Annotated in this window: 10 protein-coding genes and 1 pseudogene; 9 read left to right on the plus strand and 2 right to left on the minus strand. The window is 61.7% G+C overall.

The genetic code is table 11. From position 1 onward, the window contains the following. The first annotated feature begins 46 nt into the window (after positions 1 to 46). The 7 genes from ACZ5J0_RS09035 (at position 47) to ACZ5J0_RS09065 (ending at position 8,945) form a co-directional block, all read left to right on the plus strand. On the plus strand, positions 47 to 1,720 hold the full coding sequence (locus ACZ5J0_RS09035) for an ABC transporter substrate-binding protein (protein ID WP_142939347.1): 1,674 nt from the start codon (positions 47 to 49) through the stop codon (positions 1,718 to 1,720). Positions 1,721 to 1,851: 131 nt separating this feature from the next. After that, positions 1,852 to 2,829 (plus strand): ABC transporter permease, encoded by a 978-nt coding sequence (locus ACZ5J0_RS09040; RefSeq protein ID WP_142939346.1) that lies wholly within the window; start codon positions 1,852 to 1,854, stop codon positions 2,827 to 2,829. Positions 2,830 to 2,839: 10 nt separating this feature from the next. Further along, positions 2,840 to 3,778 (plus strand): ABC transporter permease, encoded by a 939-nt coding sequence (locus tag ACZ5J0_RS09045; protein ID WP_142939345.1) that lies wholly within the window; start codon positions 2,840 to 2,842, stop codon positions 3,776 to 3,778. Beyond that, entirely contained in the window at positions 3,775 to 4,737 is a 963-nt protein-coding gene (locus ACZ5J0_RS09050; protein ID WP_464094631.1) for an ABC transporter ATP-binding protein, read from the plus strand. Before ACZ5J0_RS09045 ends, ACZ5J0_RS09050 begins: the two co-directional genes overlap by 4 nt. Further along, complete coding sequence (locus ACZ5J0_RS09055; protein ID WP_142939343.1) at positions 4,734 to 5,828, plus strand: ATP-binding cassette domain-containing protein; 1,095 nt, start codon at positions 4,734 to 4,736, stop codon at positions 5,826 to 5,828. The genes ACZ5J0_RS09050 and ACZ5J0_RS09055 overlap by 4 nt, the downstream gene beginning before the upstream one ends. Next, complete coding sequence (locus ACZ5J0_RS09060) at positions 5,825 to 7,387, plus strand: glycoside hydrolase family 32 protein (RefSeq protein ID WP_464094632.1); 1,563 nt, start codon at positions 5,825 to 5,827, stop codon at positions 7,385 to 7,387. Before ACZ5J0_RS09055 ends, ACZ5J0_RS09060 begins: the two co-directional genes overlap by 4 nt. 133 nt (positions 7,388 to 7,520) lie before the next feature. Then, on the plus strand, positions 7,521 to 8,945 hold the full coding sequence (locus ACZ5J0_RS09065) for a glycoside hydrolase family 32 protein (RefSeq protein ID WP_464094712.1): 1,425 nt from the start codon (positions 7,521 to 7,523) through the stop codon (positions 8,943 to 8,945). A 167-nt stretch (positions 8,946 to 9,112) separates the two neighbouring features. On the opposite strand, the pseudogene ACZ5J0_RS09070 reads toward ACZ5J0_RS09065, so the two are convergent. Next, positions 9,113 to 10,355: pseudogene (locus ACZ5J0_RS09070) on the minus strand (SLC13 family permease). Positions 10,356 to 10,367: 12 nt separating this feature from the next. Next, complete coding sequence (locus ACZ5J0_RS09075; RefSeq protein WP_166842103.1) at positions 10,368 to 11,480, minus strand: PrpF domain-containing protein; 1,113 nt, start codon at positions 11,478 to 11,480, stop codon at positions 10,368 to 10,370. 241 nt (positions 11,481 to 11,721) lie between these two features. Between ACZ5J0_RS09075 and ACZ5J0_RS09080 the strand changes: the two genes are divergently transcribed. Beyond that, positions 11,722 to 12,660: a LysR substrate-binding domain-containing protein gene (locus ACZ5J0_RS09080; protein ID WP_464097221.1), complete on the plus strand. Its 939-nt coding sequence runs from the start codon at positions 11,722 to 11,724 to the stop codon at positions 12,658 to 12,660. Positions 12,661 to 12,936: 276 nt separating this feature from the next. Continuing rightward, positions 12,937 to 13,341, plus strand: a complete 405-nt coding sequence (locus ACZ5J0_RS09085; RefSeq protein ID WP_464094633.1) for a tautomerase family protein — start codon at positions 12,937 to 12,939, stop codon at positions 13,339 to 13,341. Positions 13,342 to 13,358 lie beyond the last annotated feature (17 nt).

Genomic DNA, 13,358 nt, shown 5'->3' on the forward strand with positions numbered 1-13,358 from the left:
CCACCCCTTCACCTTGCACGATGAAGATAGGAAAGAGACAACCATCATGACACAACCCCGATACTTCCGGGCTGCCCGGATGACGGCGGCAAGCCTTGCAGTGGGCGCGATGCTGCTCACCGGCTGCACGGCAAATGTCACCAAGACAAGCACTTCCGACGCCGGAGCGAACGCCAGCGCGTTTCTCACCATTCCGCGTGAGGACATGGGAACGTTCGTGCAGAACTTCAACCCGTTCGCCCCCACGGTGAACCCGATGGTTCAGCAGTCCATCTACGAATCCCTCCTGATCTTCAACCCGGCAAAGGGAGATACGGTGCCGTGGCTGGCCACTGAGTGGAAGTCGGCGGAGGACGGCAAATCGGTCACCTTCACCCTTCGTGACGGTGTGAAGTGGTCTGACGGGCAGCCGTTCGTGGCTGACGATGTTGCTTTCACGTTCGAACTTCAGAAGAAGATCAAGGGCGGTTTTGAATACCTGGACACCGTCACGGCCGAGGGCAATAAGGTCACGTTCAACTTCAACAAGCCGTGGTCTCCGGCCCTCTATGATGTGGGTCAGCTGATCATCCTGCCCAAGCACGTATGGTCCGCATTGCCGGACCCGGAGAAGGATGCAAACGCCAAGCCCGTGGGCACTGGACCATACACCGAGGTTGATACTTTCCAGGCGCAGTCCTTCGTGCTCAAGAAGAACCCCAATTACTGGCAGCCGGAAAAGCAGAAAATCGCCGGCATCAAGATGCTCGCTTTTGCAGGAAACGACGGCGCCAACCTCGCCGCCGCAAACGGGGACGTGGACTGGGCTCCGCAGTACATTCCCAACATTGAAAAGACGTTTGTCTCCAAGGACAAGGAACACCGCCAGTACTGGTTCCCGGCCACCGGTGCCATGATCAACTGGCAGCTGAACACCACCAAAGCGCCGTTCAACGATGTTGATGTCCGCAAGGCGCTGAGCATGGCCGTGGACCGCGATCAGGTCACCAAGATCGGTATGAGCGGCTATGCCAAGCCGGCGGACTGCACTGGACTCTCCGGTAACTATGAGACGTGGAAGAACGCCGCGGTCAAGGACAACTGCACGTGGACCAACCACGATGTGCAAAAAGCCAACGAGCTTCTGGATAAGGCGGGCTACCCCAAGGGAGCTGACGGGAAGCGCACGCTCAAGGACGGGAAGCCCTTCGAGTTCAAGATCTCCGTGGGTGCGACGTCCTCTGATTGGCTGTCCGTGGCCAACGTGATCGCGCAGAACCTGGCCGAGGTGGGCGTTACTGCCAAGGTGGAGTCCCCTGACTGGGCGGCAGTGGTTGCCGGTTACGAGACAGGCGACTTCGATTCCGGGATCGTCTGGAGCGCCAACGACCCCAGCCCGTACAAGTACTTCAACACCTCCATGGGCACCGCCACGGTGAAGCCGGTAGGCACCAAGACCTTTGATAACTACCACCGCTTCGGCGACACAAAGGCCGATGCCCTCCTGGCCGACTTCGCTGCGGAAGCTGACGAGTCCAAGCAAAAGGACATCGCCAACAAGCTGCAGGAAGAATACAACGACGTCGCACCGTTGGTGCCGCTGTTCTCCGGCCCTGAATGGGGTGCCTTCAATGACACCCGATTCACCGGATGGCCCACGGAGGACAACCCGTACGCCACCCTCTCCGTCCGTTCACCCACAACGGTGCTCGTCCTGACCACGCTGGAACCGCGCAAGTAATCCCTGGCAGGCCTCACGCCGCCGCATCAGCGCTGGCACGCCCGGCGGCACCCTGCCGCTGACCCGGCCTCCCCGCCGGGCGTGCCGCTTCACTTTCCGCAATCCCCGCAATTCCCGAATGGAGGGAAACCGTGCGCTTCATCCTGCGCCGCCTGGGTTTCTACCTGATCGCCTTCTGGGCATCCATCACCCTAAATTTCCTGCTCCCGCGATTCATGCCGGGCGACCCCGTGTCCCGTATGTTCGCCCGCTCCCAGGACCGAATGCAGCCCGAACAGATCGAGGCCCTGCGCAAGCTGCTGGGTGTTGATGACCGGCCCATTTGGGAGCAGTACATCGACTACATTCACAACATTTTCACTGGGCAGATGGGTGTCTCCATCTCGCGTTTCCCCACCCCGGTCACCGAGGTCATCTCGTCCCAAATCGGCTGGACACTCCTGCTGGGCGGAACCGCACTGGTGATCGCCGCCGTCGTTGGTAACCTGCTGGGAATCCTGGCGGCTTGGCGCCGTGGCGGCGCGATCGACTCCGCGCTCCCGCCCGTGCTGGTTTTCATCGGCTCGTTCCCCTACTTCTGGCTGGCCATGGGTGCACTGTACCTCTTCGGCGTGGTGCTGGGATGGTTCCCCATCAGGCACGCTTTCACGGACGGATTGGAACCGGCATTGACGTCGGAGTTCATCGGCGACGTCGGCGCCCACCTTGTGTTGCCCGCGCTGACGATCGTGCTGGTTTCGATCGGCGGCTGGATGCTCGGCATGCGGAACACCATGATTGCCACCAATTCCGAGGACTACATCACCATGGCCGAAGCCAAGGGACTGCGCCCTGGCCGCATCATGCTCCGCTACGCAGCCCGCAACGCCATGCTCCCGTCGGTGACCAGTTTTGGCATGGGACTGGGATTCGTGGTGGGTGGTGCGCTGCTCACAGAGGTGGTGTTCGCCTACCCCGGCGTTGGTTACCAGCTCCTCAACGCTGTCCAAGGCCTCGACTATCCGCTCATGCAGGGCCTGTTCCTGACCATCACCGCCGCTGTGCTGCTGGCCAACTTCCTGGTGGACATCCTCTACGTCCGCCTCGACCCGCGCGTGCGCAGCAACTAGAGGACCGATCATGACTACCGCACTTCTGAAGCAGCCAACACCAACACAGGCTGTCCGCAAGCCCAACCGCAGCTTCGTCCACGGCCTCATCAGCAACAAGAAAGCGCTGACGGGCATGGCCGTGATGGTCATCTTCCTTGCACTGGCACTGCTGGCGCCGGTGCTGTTCCCGGGTGACCCATCAAGGATCACCGCGATGGCCTCCCTGGAACCATCGGCCGAGCACTGGCTTGGCACTACCGCCAAAGGACAGGACGTGCTCGCCCTGACCGTCCACGGCTCACGTAGTTCGCTGTTCGTGGGACTGACTGTGGGCGTGGCGTCCACTTTCATCGGCATCCTGGTGGGTCTGGCCTCGGCGTACTTCGGCAAATTCATTGACGAAGCACTGTCCCTGGTCACCAACGTTTTTCTGTTGCTGCCCGGCCTGCCATTGCTGGTCATCCTGGCCGCCTTCCTCCCGCCGGGCCTGGGCACAGTGATCCTGGTTCTTGTGGTCACCGGGTGGGCCGGGTCAGCCCGCGTCCTGCGCTCACAAGCACTATCCATCCGCTCCAAGGACTTTGTGGCCGCGGCCGTAGTTTCCGGCGAACGGGCAGGCCGGATCATGTTCCGCGAGATCCTGCCCAACATGGCCTCGATCGTCATGGGCACCCTCCTGGCCTGCGTGATTTATGGAATCGGCGCCCAAGCGGGCCTGGAGTTCCTGGGACTGGGCGATGTCAGCACGGTCTCCTGGGGAAACAACCTCTTCTGGGCCGGTAACGAAGGTGCCCTGCTGACCGGCAGTTGGTGGGTCTTTGTACCCTCCGGCGTGTGCATCGCGCTGGTGGCCTTCGCCCTTGCACTGATCAACTACGCGGTGGACGAAGTCACCAACCCGCGGCTCCGAAAGATCAAAACGCCCAAAACAACACCCGCGAAAGCCGAAAGGAGCGCCGCCAAATGACCATCTCCCAGGTTTCCTTCGGCTCCCACCAACCTGTCCTGGAGGTCAAGAACCTCACGGTGCAGTACGTCGGCGATACCCGCTCCACCACCGCCGTCGATCACGTTTCCTTCAGCATCGGCACCGGCGAGGTGTTCGGTCTCGCGGGGGAGTCCGGATGCGGTAAATCCACCATCGCCAACTCGATCATGAGGCTCCTGAAGGATCCCGCGAAGATCGCCGGCGGCAGCATTTCCTTTGGCGGCAAGGACGTCCTGGCCATGACTCCGGAGGAGCTGCGGCGCTTCCGCTGGCAGGACGTGGCCATGGTGTTCCAATCGGCCATGAACTCGCTCAATCCGGTGCTGACCATCGGCGAACAGATCGTTGATATCTTCACGACCCATGCCGGCTATTCCCGCAAGGAATCAATGCGGCGAGCCGGGGAACTGCTGGAACTGGTGAGGATCGAACCCTCCCGGCTCAAGTCCTACCCGCACCAGCTCTCAGGCGGCATGCGTCAACGAGCTGTGATTGCCATGGCTGTAGCGCTCAAGCCGTCACTCTTGATCCTGGACGAGCCAACTACCGCACTGGATGTGGTGGTTCAGCAGGAAATTATGGCCCAGATCAAGGAGCTCCAGCGCGAGCTCGGTTTTTCTGTCCTCTTCATTACGCACGACATGTCCCTCATGGTGGAACTCTCGCACCGCATGGCCGTGATGTATGGCGGGCGGATGGTGGAAACCGCCAAGGCCCAGGACGTCTACGCCAACCCCCGTCACCCTTACACCCAAGCGCTGATGGGCGCGTTCCCGCCGCTCACCGGCCCCCGCGTCCCATTGACGGGACTGCCCGACGGCGTGAAGTTCCGCAACATCCCGGACCTCGCTGAGGTGGCACCCGGCCACTTTGTAGCCCCGTTTGACGCCGACACTTCGGTGGTCAATTCCGTCAACCTGGAAGGAGCCGCACGATGAGCCACTCACTGATGACCCCGGCGGCCGTGTCCACCACCGGCACCCCTGCCCTGGAAATTCGCGGCCTGGGAAAGACTTTCCCCATTGGCGGTTTGTTCTCCCGCGATTCTGTCCGCGCCCTCCACGGGATCGACCTGAGCATCGCCAAAGGCGAAATCGTAGCGCTCGTGGGGGAGTCCGGTTCCGGCAAGAGCACCTTGGCCCGCTGTGTGGCGCGGCTCGAAAAGCCTAGTTCAGGGGAAATCCTGATTGACGGCGTCGACGTCCTCAAACGCGACCGGTTCCAAGCATCGCGTGCGTTCCGATCAAAACTGCAGATGGTGTTCCAAGACCCCTTCGGTTCACTGAACCCGGCCCACAGGATGGATCACTTCCTGCGGCGCTCGTTGGCGATCCACGGCAGGAGCGGCGGAAGCGAGCGGGAGACCCAGCGGCGGCTCGAAGAACTCATGACCACCGTTGGCCTTCAGGCTGACATGCTGAACTCGTATCCGCACGAGCTCTCCGGCGGCCAGCGCCAACGCGTTGCGATCGCCCGGGCCCTCGCCGTTGAACCGCAGGTCATCCTGGCTGATGAGCCCACGTCCATGCTGGACGTTTCTGTCCGGATCGGCGTGCTGAACCTGATGCGCAAGCTCCGCGACGAGCAGGGCATCTCCATGCTCTACATCACCCACGACCTCGCGTCCGCACGGTACTTGGCAGACAGGACCGCGGTCATGTTCGCCGGTGAACTGGTTGAAGAAGGCGAGTCCTTGGACCTTCTGGCCAATCCTGCCCACCCCTACACGCAACTACTGGTTTCAGCTGTCCCTGACCCGGCCCGTGCAGGCTCCTATGATCCGGTACGCAGGGCCGAACTGCGGCAAGCGGTCATGGCCTCAACGCACTGCGCGTTCCACGGCGATCCGAACCAAGCATGCTCGTCCGAGGAACCTGTGCGCCATCAGGTGGGTGACCCCGAAAACCGTCACTGGGTTCGCTGCCACCTCTACCGGCCGTGGGCTGCTGCCGGCAGTCATGCCTTGGTCAGTGAACCAACCCAAACCAGCCACCCGGCGTCGAACGCTCACGAAGAGGCTTCCGCATGACTGAACTTACCCACCCGCTCGCCACCGTTCCGCGCGACGAACTGCTGTCCCGCGCCGAGGCCGACCCCCTTCGCCCGCGATTCCACTTCGTTTCACCGGCCGGTTGGCTCAACGATCCCAACGGGGTCAGCCAGTGGAACGGCACGTACCACTTGTTCTACCAATACAACCCTGAGGGTGCTTTTCATCACCGGATTCAGTGGGGCCATGCCACCAGCTCGGACCTGGTCACCTGGACTGATCAGCCCGTGGCTTTGGAGCCATCCGCGGGACCGGATGCCGAGGGTTGCTGGTCCGGGGTGTTGGTGAACGACGACGGCACACCCACCTTGGTGTACTCCGGACGGTTCGCGGACAAGGAGTTGCCCTGCGTCGCCATAGGATCCCCTGACCTTCTGGACTGGACCAAGGATCCCGGGAACCCCGTGATCGCAGCGCCGCCTGCAGGGGTGGACATCACTGCCTACCGCGATCACTGCGTATGGCGCGAGGGGACCGTGTGGAGGCAGTTGGTAGGCTCAGGAATTCGTCATCGCGGCGGTACGGCGTTCTTGTACGAGTCTTCGGACTTGAGATCGTGGGACTACGTGGGGCCGCTGTTCATCGGAGATGCCTCACAGGGTGACCCGGCGGACACTGACTGGACCGGGACCATGTGGGAATGCGTTGATCTGTTCCGGGCAGGACAAGGTTCTTTAGGATCCGCACCTGCTGACGACTCGCCTGATGTGCTGGTTTTCTCCGCATGGAACGACGGCGAAACCCGCCACCCGCTGTACTGGACCGGTCGCTACGCCGGAAATTCCTTCGAACCGGAGGCTTTGCACCGGCTGGACTTTGGGGGTCGCTTTTTCTACGCCCCGCAGTCTTTCCAGGATGAGTCCGGCCGACGTGTCATGTTCGGTTGGATGCAGGAAGGGCGCAGCGACGCAGCCATGGTGGAGGCCGGCTGGTCCGGGGTGATGAGCCTGCCGCGGCTCACCACGGTGGCCAACGACGGAACCCTGGAGTTTGCACCGGTTCCCGAAATCGCGAAGCTCCGTAGCAACCACGTCAGCGTGCCGGCCCAGGTTTTGGCGGGGGCTGGAACGCCACTGGATACCCGTGTGTCCGGCAACCAGCTGGACCTTGAGCTGAACCTACACCTTGACCCTGGTGCGGAGGTTCGCCTCGGCGTGCTCGTGTCCACGGATGGTGCTGAGGAAACGCTCATCATGCTGAGCCGGGCTGCTGACGAAACCCCAACAGGCACTCTTCGCCTTGACCGGACCCGCAGCAGCCTCAACCCTGCCGTTGACGTTGAGGACAAGTCCGGCCCCATTCCCATGACTAATGGGCGAGTTCGCCTGCGCGTTCTGGTGGACCGGTCCGCCGTCGAAATTTTCGCCAATGGCAAGCCGCTCACGGCCCGTATCTACCCAACCCTCGGCGGCGAGCGCGTGACGCTGGCAGCCACCGAAGGTTCGGTGCGGATCCTCTCCTTCGATGCCTGGACCATGGCCGGGGTCTTTGAAGAGACCCGTAGCCTGCAGCCGGAACGGAAGAAAACCCATGGATGAATCACCGTCAGTCTCCCGCCGCGGACTTCTGACCGGCGCCGGCGCTGTTGCGCTGGGCGGGTCCATCGCGCTCTCCACTCCTGGAGGACCCGCTATGGCGGTGGGTGGCCCAGCCTCGAAAGGATCATCGCGGATGCGCCCTGTCTATCACTTCAGCGTGACCGACAACTGGAAGAACGATCCCCAACGACCCATCTACCTTGACGGGGAGTACCACTACTACTACCTGTACAACGCTGACTACATCAAGGGCGGTGGAGGCACGTCCTGGCGCAGGGCCACCACCACGGATCACGTCGCATTCCGGGATCGCGGAGTGGCGATACCCAAGTTCCGCAACGGCAACGGCGATTGTTGGTCCGGATGTCTGGTGGTTGATGATGCCAATACTGCCGGATATGGTGCTGGAGCCGTCATAGCCCTAGTTACCCAGGCTCCGGAAGGCCGGCAGGCACAATACCTCTGGTACTCCACGGACAGGGGGCGCTCTTTCACGCCCGGCGGCGAGGCGCCGGTACTGCCCAACCCGGGGGTGCACGATTTCCGAGACCCCAAGGTGATCTGGGACGCAGACCGCAGCCGGTGGTTCATGGCCAATGCCGAGGGGCAGAAGCTGGGTTTTTACACTTCCCCGGACCTTCGGTCCTGGAAACGTGTTGGCGAATTTCTTCGCAGCGACCTGGGGCTGCTGGAGTGCCCTGACCTCTTCAAGATGACTGCCGACGACGGCACCTCGCACTGGGTCCTCGGTACCAGTGCCAATGGCAAGGGGCGTGGGTTGCCTGCGACGTATGCGTATTGGACTGGAGCTTTTGACGGCAGCTCCTTCACCCCCGACCACGCCGAGCCGGAATGGCTTGATTATGGCTTCGACTTTTATGGCGCAGTGACCTACCCGCATCACGATGCGACGGGTGCGGAGGACCCAACCCTCCGACGGGCAATCGGCTGGGCCAATTTCTGGGATTACCCCCACAACACGCCGACCCTTTCCACTGACGGCTACAACGGCGATGACATGATTGTCCGCGATGTCCGGCTCAAGCGTGGAAGCGACGCCTATTACCTCGCCTCAGCGCCCACATCTGCCCTGAGCGATCACGTGAAGCGCACACATCGACTAGGTGATGTGGCGGTTGCCGGTACTCATGACCTGAAGATCCGCTCGAATGCTTACGATCTGAGCTGCGAGGTGGTGTGGGATCCGGCCGCGCCGCCGGCCAATCTCGGGTTGGAGGTATGCCGCGCGCCAGGTGGAGGCAGGCATGTGGCCGCCGGTGCGTTCCTGCGTGGCTCGTTTACGTACGTCAACCGCCGCCCCACCGTTAACCCCACTGCGGGGGAAACCCAGACCGCGATGGATCCCACCACTGGCAGACTTACGCTCCGCATCCTTGTGGATCGCACCAGCGTCGAAGTGTTCGTCGGCGATGGGCGCGTGGTGCACTCGCACCGGGTTTTCCCCCTTGAAGGTGATGACGGCATCCGCCTTTACGCCCATGAAGGATCGGCCACATTCCAGGACCTGACCATCCGTGAGCTCAAAGTCACGCCCTAGCCCCACCCAAAAATAACGAAGGGCAGGACCACTGGTGGGTGGTCCTGCCCTTGGTGCGATGGGTCGCGCCCCTGCGCCCGGAGGTCGGGTTACCTGTTGCGATGGTGTGCCGGAGCGGTTCCTACGCGTACCGAACCTGTTCTTTCGGCGTTTAGTAATACGTTGAGCTACATGATGCCCGTTGGTACAAGCAATGCCCAGGCGAGTGCGGGTGCCACCAAAACCACTCCGCCGGCGTACATCATCAGCTGCTTATAGACGCGCTGACGGTCATCCTCGCGAGCGTTGGCCACCACCAACGCGCCGTCGGTGGAGAACGGCGATACGTCCACCACGGTGGCGGCGATCGCCAGGGCCGCAACGGTTCCCGATGCACTGAGCGAACTCGTTGCCAGCAAAGGACCAGCCAGAGGGATGAAAGGTTTGGTGCTCCCTGATGTTGACCAGCGCCAGCAGGAGTCCCGCCGAGAGGGCGACGAAGCCGATGGGCATGTGGAAGCCCAAGGCGCAGACAAGCATGGCCACGATGAGCCCCAGCGTCAGGATCTGCTGGCCGTGCGGGCGGGTGGGTCGTGCCTCGAGCTCGGCGTGCTGGCCTGCGGCGCCGTCGCGGAGTTTACCCAAAAGGGCGAACAGCACCACGGTGAGTACCGACAGGATCAGATTCAGTGCGAAGCTCGCTCCGAAAAGTGCGCCCTGGGAGATCGGGAAGCCGTTCTTGACAGCAATGTCATGCACCAGGACACCCGCCACGGACAGCGGGGAGAAGCCGCCTGCGTGGGCTCCGTTGATGATGAATGCGCCCATAAGAACCGGGTGGATGCGTGACTCGTAGGCCAGGCCGATCGCAGCCGGTGCCAGCAGAGCCACGGCGGCGGGGGAGAACGTGCCCAGGGCGGTCAGTGATGCTGCGAGCAGGAAGAATACCCACGGCAGCAGCAGAGTCTTTCCACGAACAAGCCTGACGCAGTTTTGGACGATGATGTCGATGGTCCCGTTTCGCTGGGCCATGCTGAAGAAGTAGGTAACACCGATGATGGTGATCACGATGTTCGCCGGGAAATCGGCCAGGATCTCCTTGTCGGTCATACCCAGCATGAAGTAGCCAACCCCGAAGGACGCCACGAGTCCCATGACGCCGATGTTCAGTGGCCACTTGGTGGCGACGACGAACATCACCACAAGGATTACCAGCGGGATGATCTGGATGGCAGTCATGGTCGGCTCCGATTCAGGGGTGGCCGCCGGGTTGAAGATGGCACCCCCGAACAGGATGGCAAACAGACCCAGGATGACTGAAGCGGCAACCGTTATCAGCAGGATACGGCGGCGGTTGCCGGGTCGCTGGGAACGCTCTTCCCGGATGTCGCTCTCAGCCTCGGGAGCTGGTGTGGTAATAGTCTTAGCCATGGTTGTTTCTCCTCATCGAGTGGCTGTTGCTAGTGAGGCTTCGACGACGTTGCCGAGAGTCTCCGGGAGGTGAATGATGCTGGAGGCGATGGTGCGCGCTGTTCGGTCTACGCCCACCAGAAGGGACCCATCTAGTTCCTCGCTCCAGGTTTCGATGACGCCGGCAGGTGTCCGCAGTTTCAGGACTGCCTGGGGTGCGTCGCCGGTGATGTCGTTCATTACCGTGCCCGGGGTGCGGGCGGCGAGTGTGAGGGCGATGCTGCCGGTGATGGCCAACGCCGGATGGGGCTTGCCCATCGACAGCATCATGACGTTGACGTCGCACTCCGGCCCGGTGGGTGGGCCGACGATTGCGAGCTTGGGAACGGCGCGTGCGGCTTCGGCTGGAGTTGCTGCCATTCCCATTCGGACCGCTGCCTGACGACGGATGACGTCCAGGGTATCCAGGTGCAATTCCACGCTGGCCTTCCACGTCTCGTAGCGGGCTGTGTCCAGCCCAAGTTCCTCGGCCCGGACGATGACTACCGGGGCGCCTGCATCCACCATCGATACGGTCCAGCGGGTTCCGCCGGCCATGATCGTGTCTGACGCCTCACCCGTGGGGAGCAGATGTCCGGTGGTCTTGCCGGCCGGATCTTGGAAGCCAAGACCGACTTTGTAGCCGGGAAACACGACGCCGGGCATGTGCGCGTCCGGGGTGATCGGCAGCGCGCCGGCAGGTGTTGAAACCCGCTGGATGATGATCTGGCCCGTGTTGGTGTTACGGGTGACGATGCGGGTGGAATCGGCGTCGGGCACGACCCAGCCTTTCTCGATGGCGTAGAGGCCGACGACGGCGGAGCAGTTCCCGCAGTTGCTGCCCCAGTCAACGGTGGCCTCCTCGATGCCCACCTGGGCGAAGGTGAATTCGACGTCCACCCCCGGGTTCGCCGGTCGGCTGAGGATCATTGCCTTACTGGTAGTCGATGTAGCCCCGCCCACCCCATCGATTTGCCGGGTATCGGGGCTTCCAAAGAGTCGTGGCAGGAGATCGTCCAGGTTGGCGTTGGCCGTATCCAGGTGTTCAGTTTCAAAGACCCAGCACTTGCTGGTTCCTCCGCGCATCCATTCAGCTTCGATCTTCATTGTGCTTCCCTGCCTCTCGTGGCAATCCTGCAAAGTTTGTTTGCCTGTTACGAGGATGATCCGAATCACATATGAAGACAATGTTGGATAAATGAGGGGGAGTGTAGTGATCCTTCATTCACTGTGTAGGCAGGGTTAGGCGGAGCTTGAAGATTGCGAAAACCCTGGTTTCCACCCTGCTGCAGGCGCTGAATGCCGTGCAACTGCTTAGAATGAACCAAGTATGGAGAAGGGTGAAGCGATGCTTAACGATGAAAGTTTGGATTTATTTGATATCCGGCGACTTGCCCTCCTGGTGGAGGTGGTGGCACAGGGATCGATCACCGCGGCGGCGGACATCATGATGTATTCGCCATCGGCTGTCTCGCAGCAGCTGCGCAAATTGGAGCAGGAAGTGGGGCAGCCCCTGCTCAACCGGCGGTCCCGCGGTGTTGTCCCCACGGAGGCGGGGCAGGTGCTGGCAGGACATGCGCGGAAGATCGTGGGACAGATGCGCGCCGCCCGGTCCGACCTTGGCCAGATTGCCGGTTTGAACCGCGGCTCATTGACGGTTGGCACGTTCCCTACACTGGCCGGTTCATTTTTGCCCTTAGTGATCCGCGCCTTCAAGAAGCGCTACCCGGCGATTGGTCTCTCAGTGCGCAGCGCCCGCTTCGATGAATTGGTCTCGGACCTCGAATCCGGAGTGACCGGGTTGTGCTTGCTCTGGGACTACCCCTGGAACCGCTTCAACGACGAATCCATTCGGGTCACGGAAGTCTTCCAAGAGAGCACGGTGATCCTTGTGGCCAAGGGGCACCCTTTGGCCGATCGCGACGAGGTGACCATGAAAGACCTCCGAAAGGAATCGTGGATAGTCCGCGCAGAGGCGCACCCGGTAGTGGAGGTACTTCAACGCTCCGCCCACGACGCCGGCTTTGAACCAAACATCGGATTCCTTGCCAACGATTACCAAGAGGCTCAAGCCATGGTCAGCGTCGGCATGGGGGTGGCGATGGTCCCCAAGACAGCGGTGGCCTTGCAGCATCCGGATGTCAGGGTCCTCAGCCTGGGGGCCGAGGCACCCCTGCGCCGGGTTCTCTTGGCCCAACGCCAGGACAAGGTCTATGCGCCTGCGGAGGTGGCGTTCCACTCCACCCTGTTGGAAATAGCCCGTGAACGAGGCAACGAGTATCTCTGAGGTGGTGCATGGCATCGGACGCGCTAGGGCAGTGGGTCGACCCTTGGTACAGGCGTAGCGTTCGCTGACCCTGGTGGTTATCACCTATCACGTGGCCTTGGTGAGGCGCATGTGCCATTGGGTGGCAGTCGTCCACCCACCTTCGATTACCGCCACCCCCCCTTGCCGCCCCGCGGCCGGGGGGTTGTTTGTTGTTGGCACCAAGGGAATCACGGCACCCTTGAATTTCGAAGATGCAGTTTGTTAGTATGACAGGACAAACTAGGAGGGAAAAACATGCCGCTTGTTCGAATCGACGTCAATCAAGGCCGCACCCCGGAGGAATTGACCGCGCTGAGCCGCGCTGTTCACGATGCCATCCTTGCGGAATATGGGATACCGGAGCGCGATTACTTCCACATTCTCACCGAGCATCCCCAGGGTCAGATTATTTCCCAGGACGCCGGCCTCGGGTTTGAGCGCACTTCCGGGATGGTGATGATCCAGATCTTTACGCAGGGTGGCCGCAGCCAGGATGCCAAGAGTTCGTTATTTGCGGCAATCGCCAGCAGTCTGGCTGAGGTGGGAGTGCCGGGTGAGGACGTCTTTGTGGGCTATGTGGAGAACTCGCCAGGTGACTGGTCGTTCGGCTTTGGCCGCAGTCAGTATGTCACAGGCGAACTGGCCGTGCCGAGCAAATAATGGCACCCGGTGTCATG

It is taken from the genome of Arthrobacter sp. DualSoilB13, from assembly GCF_055389195.1.

Excerpts from the sequence above, each read along its gene's own strand:
- ACZ5J0_RS09035 (WP_142939347.1), top strand. The coding sequence starts at position 47 with ATGACACAACCCCGATACTTCCGGGCTGCCCGGATGACGGCGGCAAGC.
- ACZ5J0_RS09045 (WP_142939345.1), top strand. The coding sequence starts at position 2,840 with ATGACTACCGCACTTCTGAAGCAGCCAACACCAACACAGGCTGTCCGC.
- ACZ5J0_RS09050 (WP_464094631.1), top strand. The coding sequence starts at position 3,775 with ATGACCATCTCCCAGGTTTCCTTCGGCTCCCACCAACCTGTCCTGGAG.
- ACZ5J0_RS09055 (WP_142939343.1), top strand. The coding sequence starts at position 4,734 with ATGAGCCACTCACTGATGACCCCGGCGGCCGTGTCCACCACCGGCACC.
- ACZ5J0_RS09060 (WP_464094632.1), top strand. The coding sequence starts at position 5,825 with ATGACTGAACTTACCCACCCGCTCGCCACCGTTCCGCGCGACGAACTG.
- ACZ5J0_RS09065 (WP_464094712.1), top strand. The coding sequence starts at position 7,521 with ATGCGCCCTGTCTATCACTTCAGCGTGACCGACAACTGGAAGAACGAT.
- ACZ5J0_RS09075 (WP_166842103.1), bottom strand. The coding sequence starts at position 11,480 with ATGAAGATCGAAGCTGAATGGATGCGCGGAGGAACCAGCAAGTGCTGG.
- ACZ5J0_RS09080 (WP_464097221.1), top strand. The coding sequence starts at position 11,722 with ATGCTTAACGATGAAAGTTTGGATTTATTTGATATCCGGCGACTTGCC.
- ACZ5J0_RS09085 (WP_464094633.1), top strand. The coding sequence starts at position 12,937 with ATGCCGCTTGTTCGAATCGACGTCAATCAAGGCCGCACCCCGGAGGAA.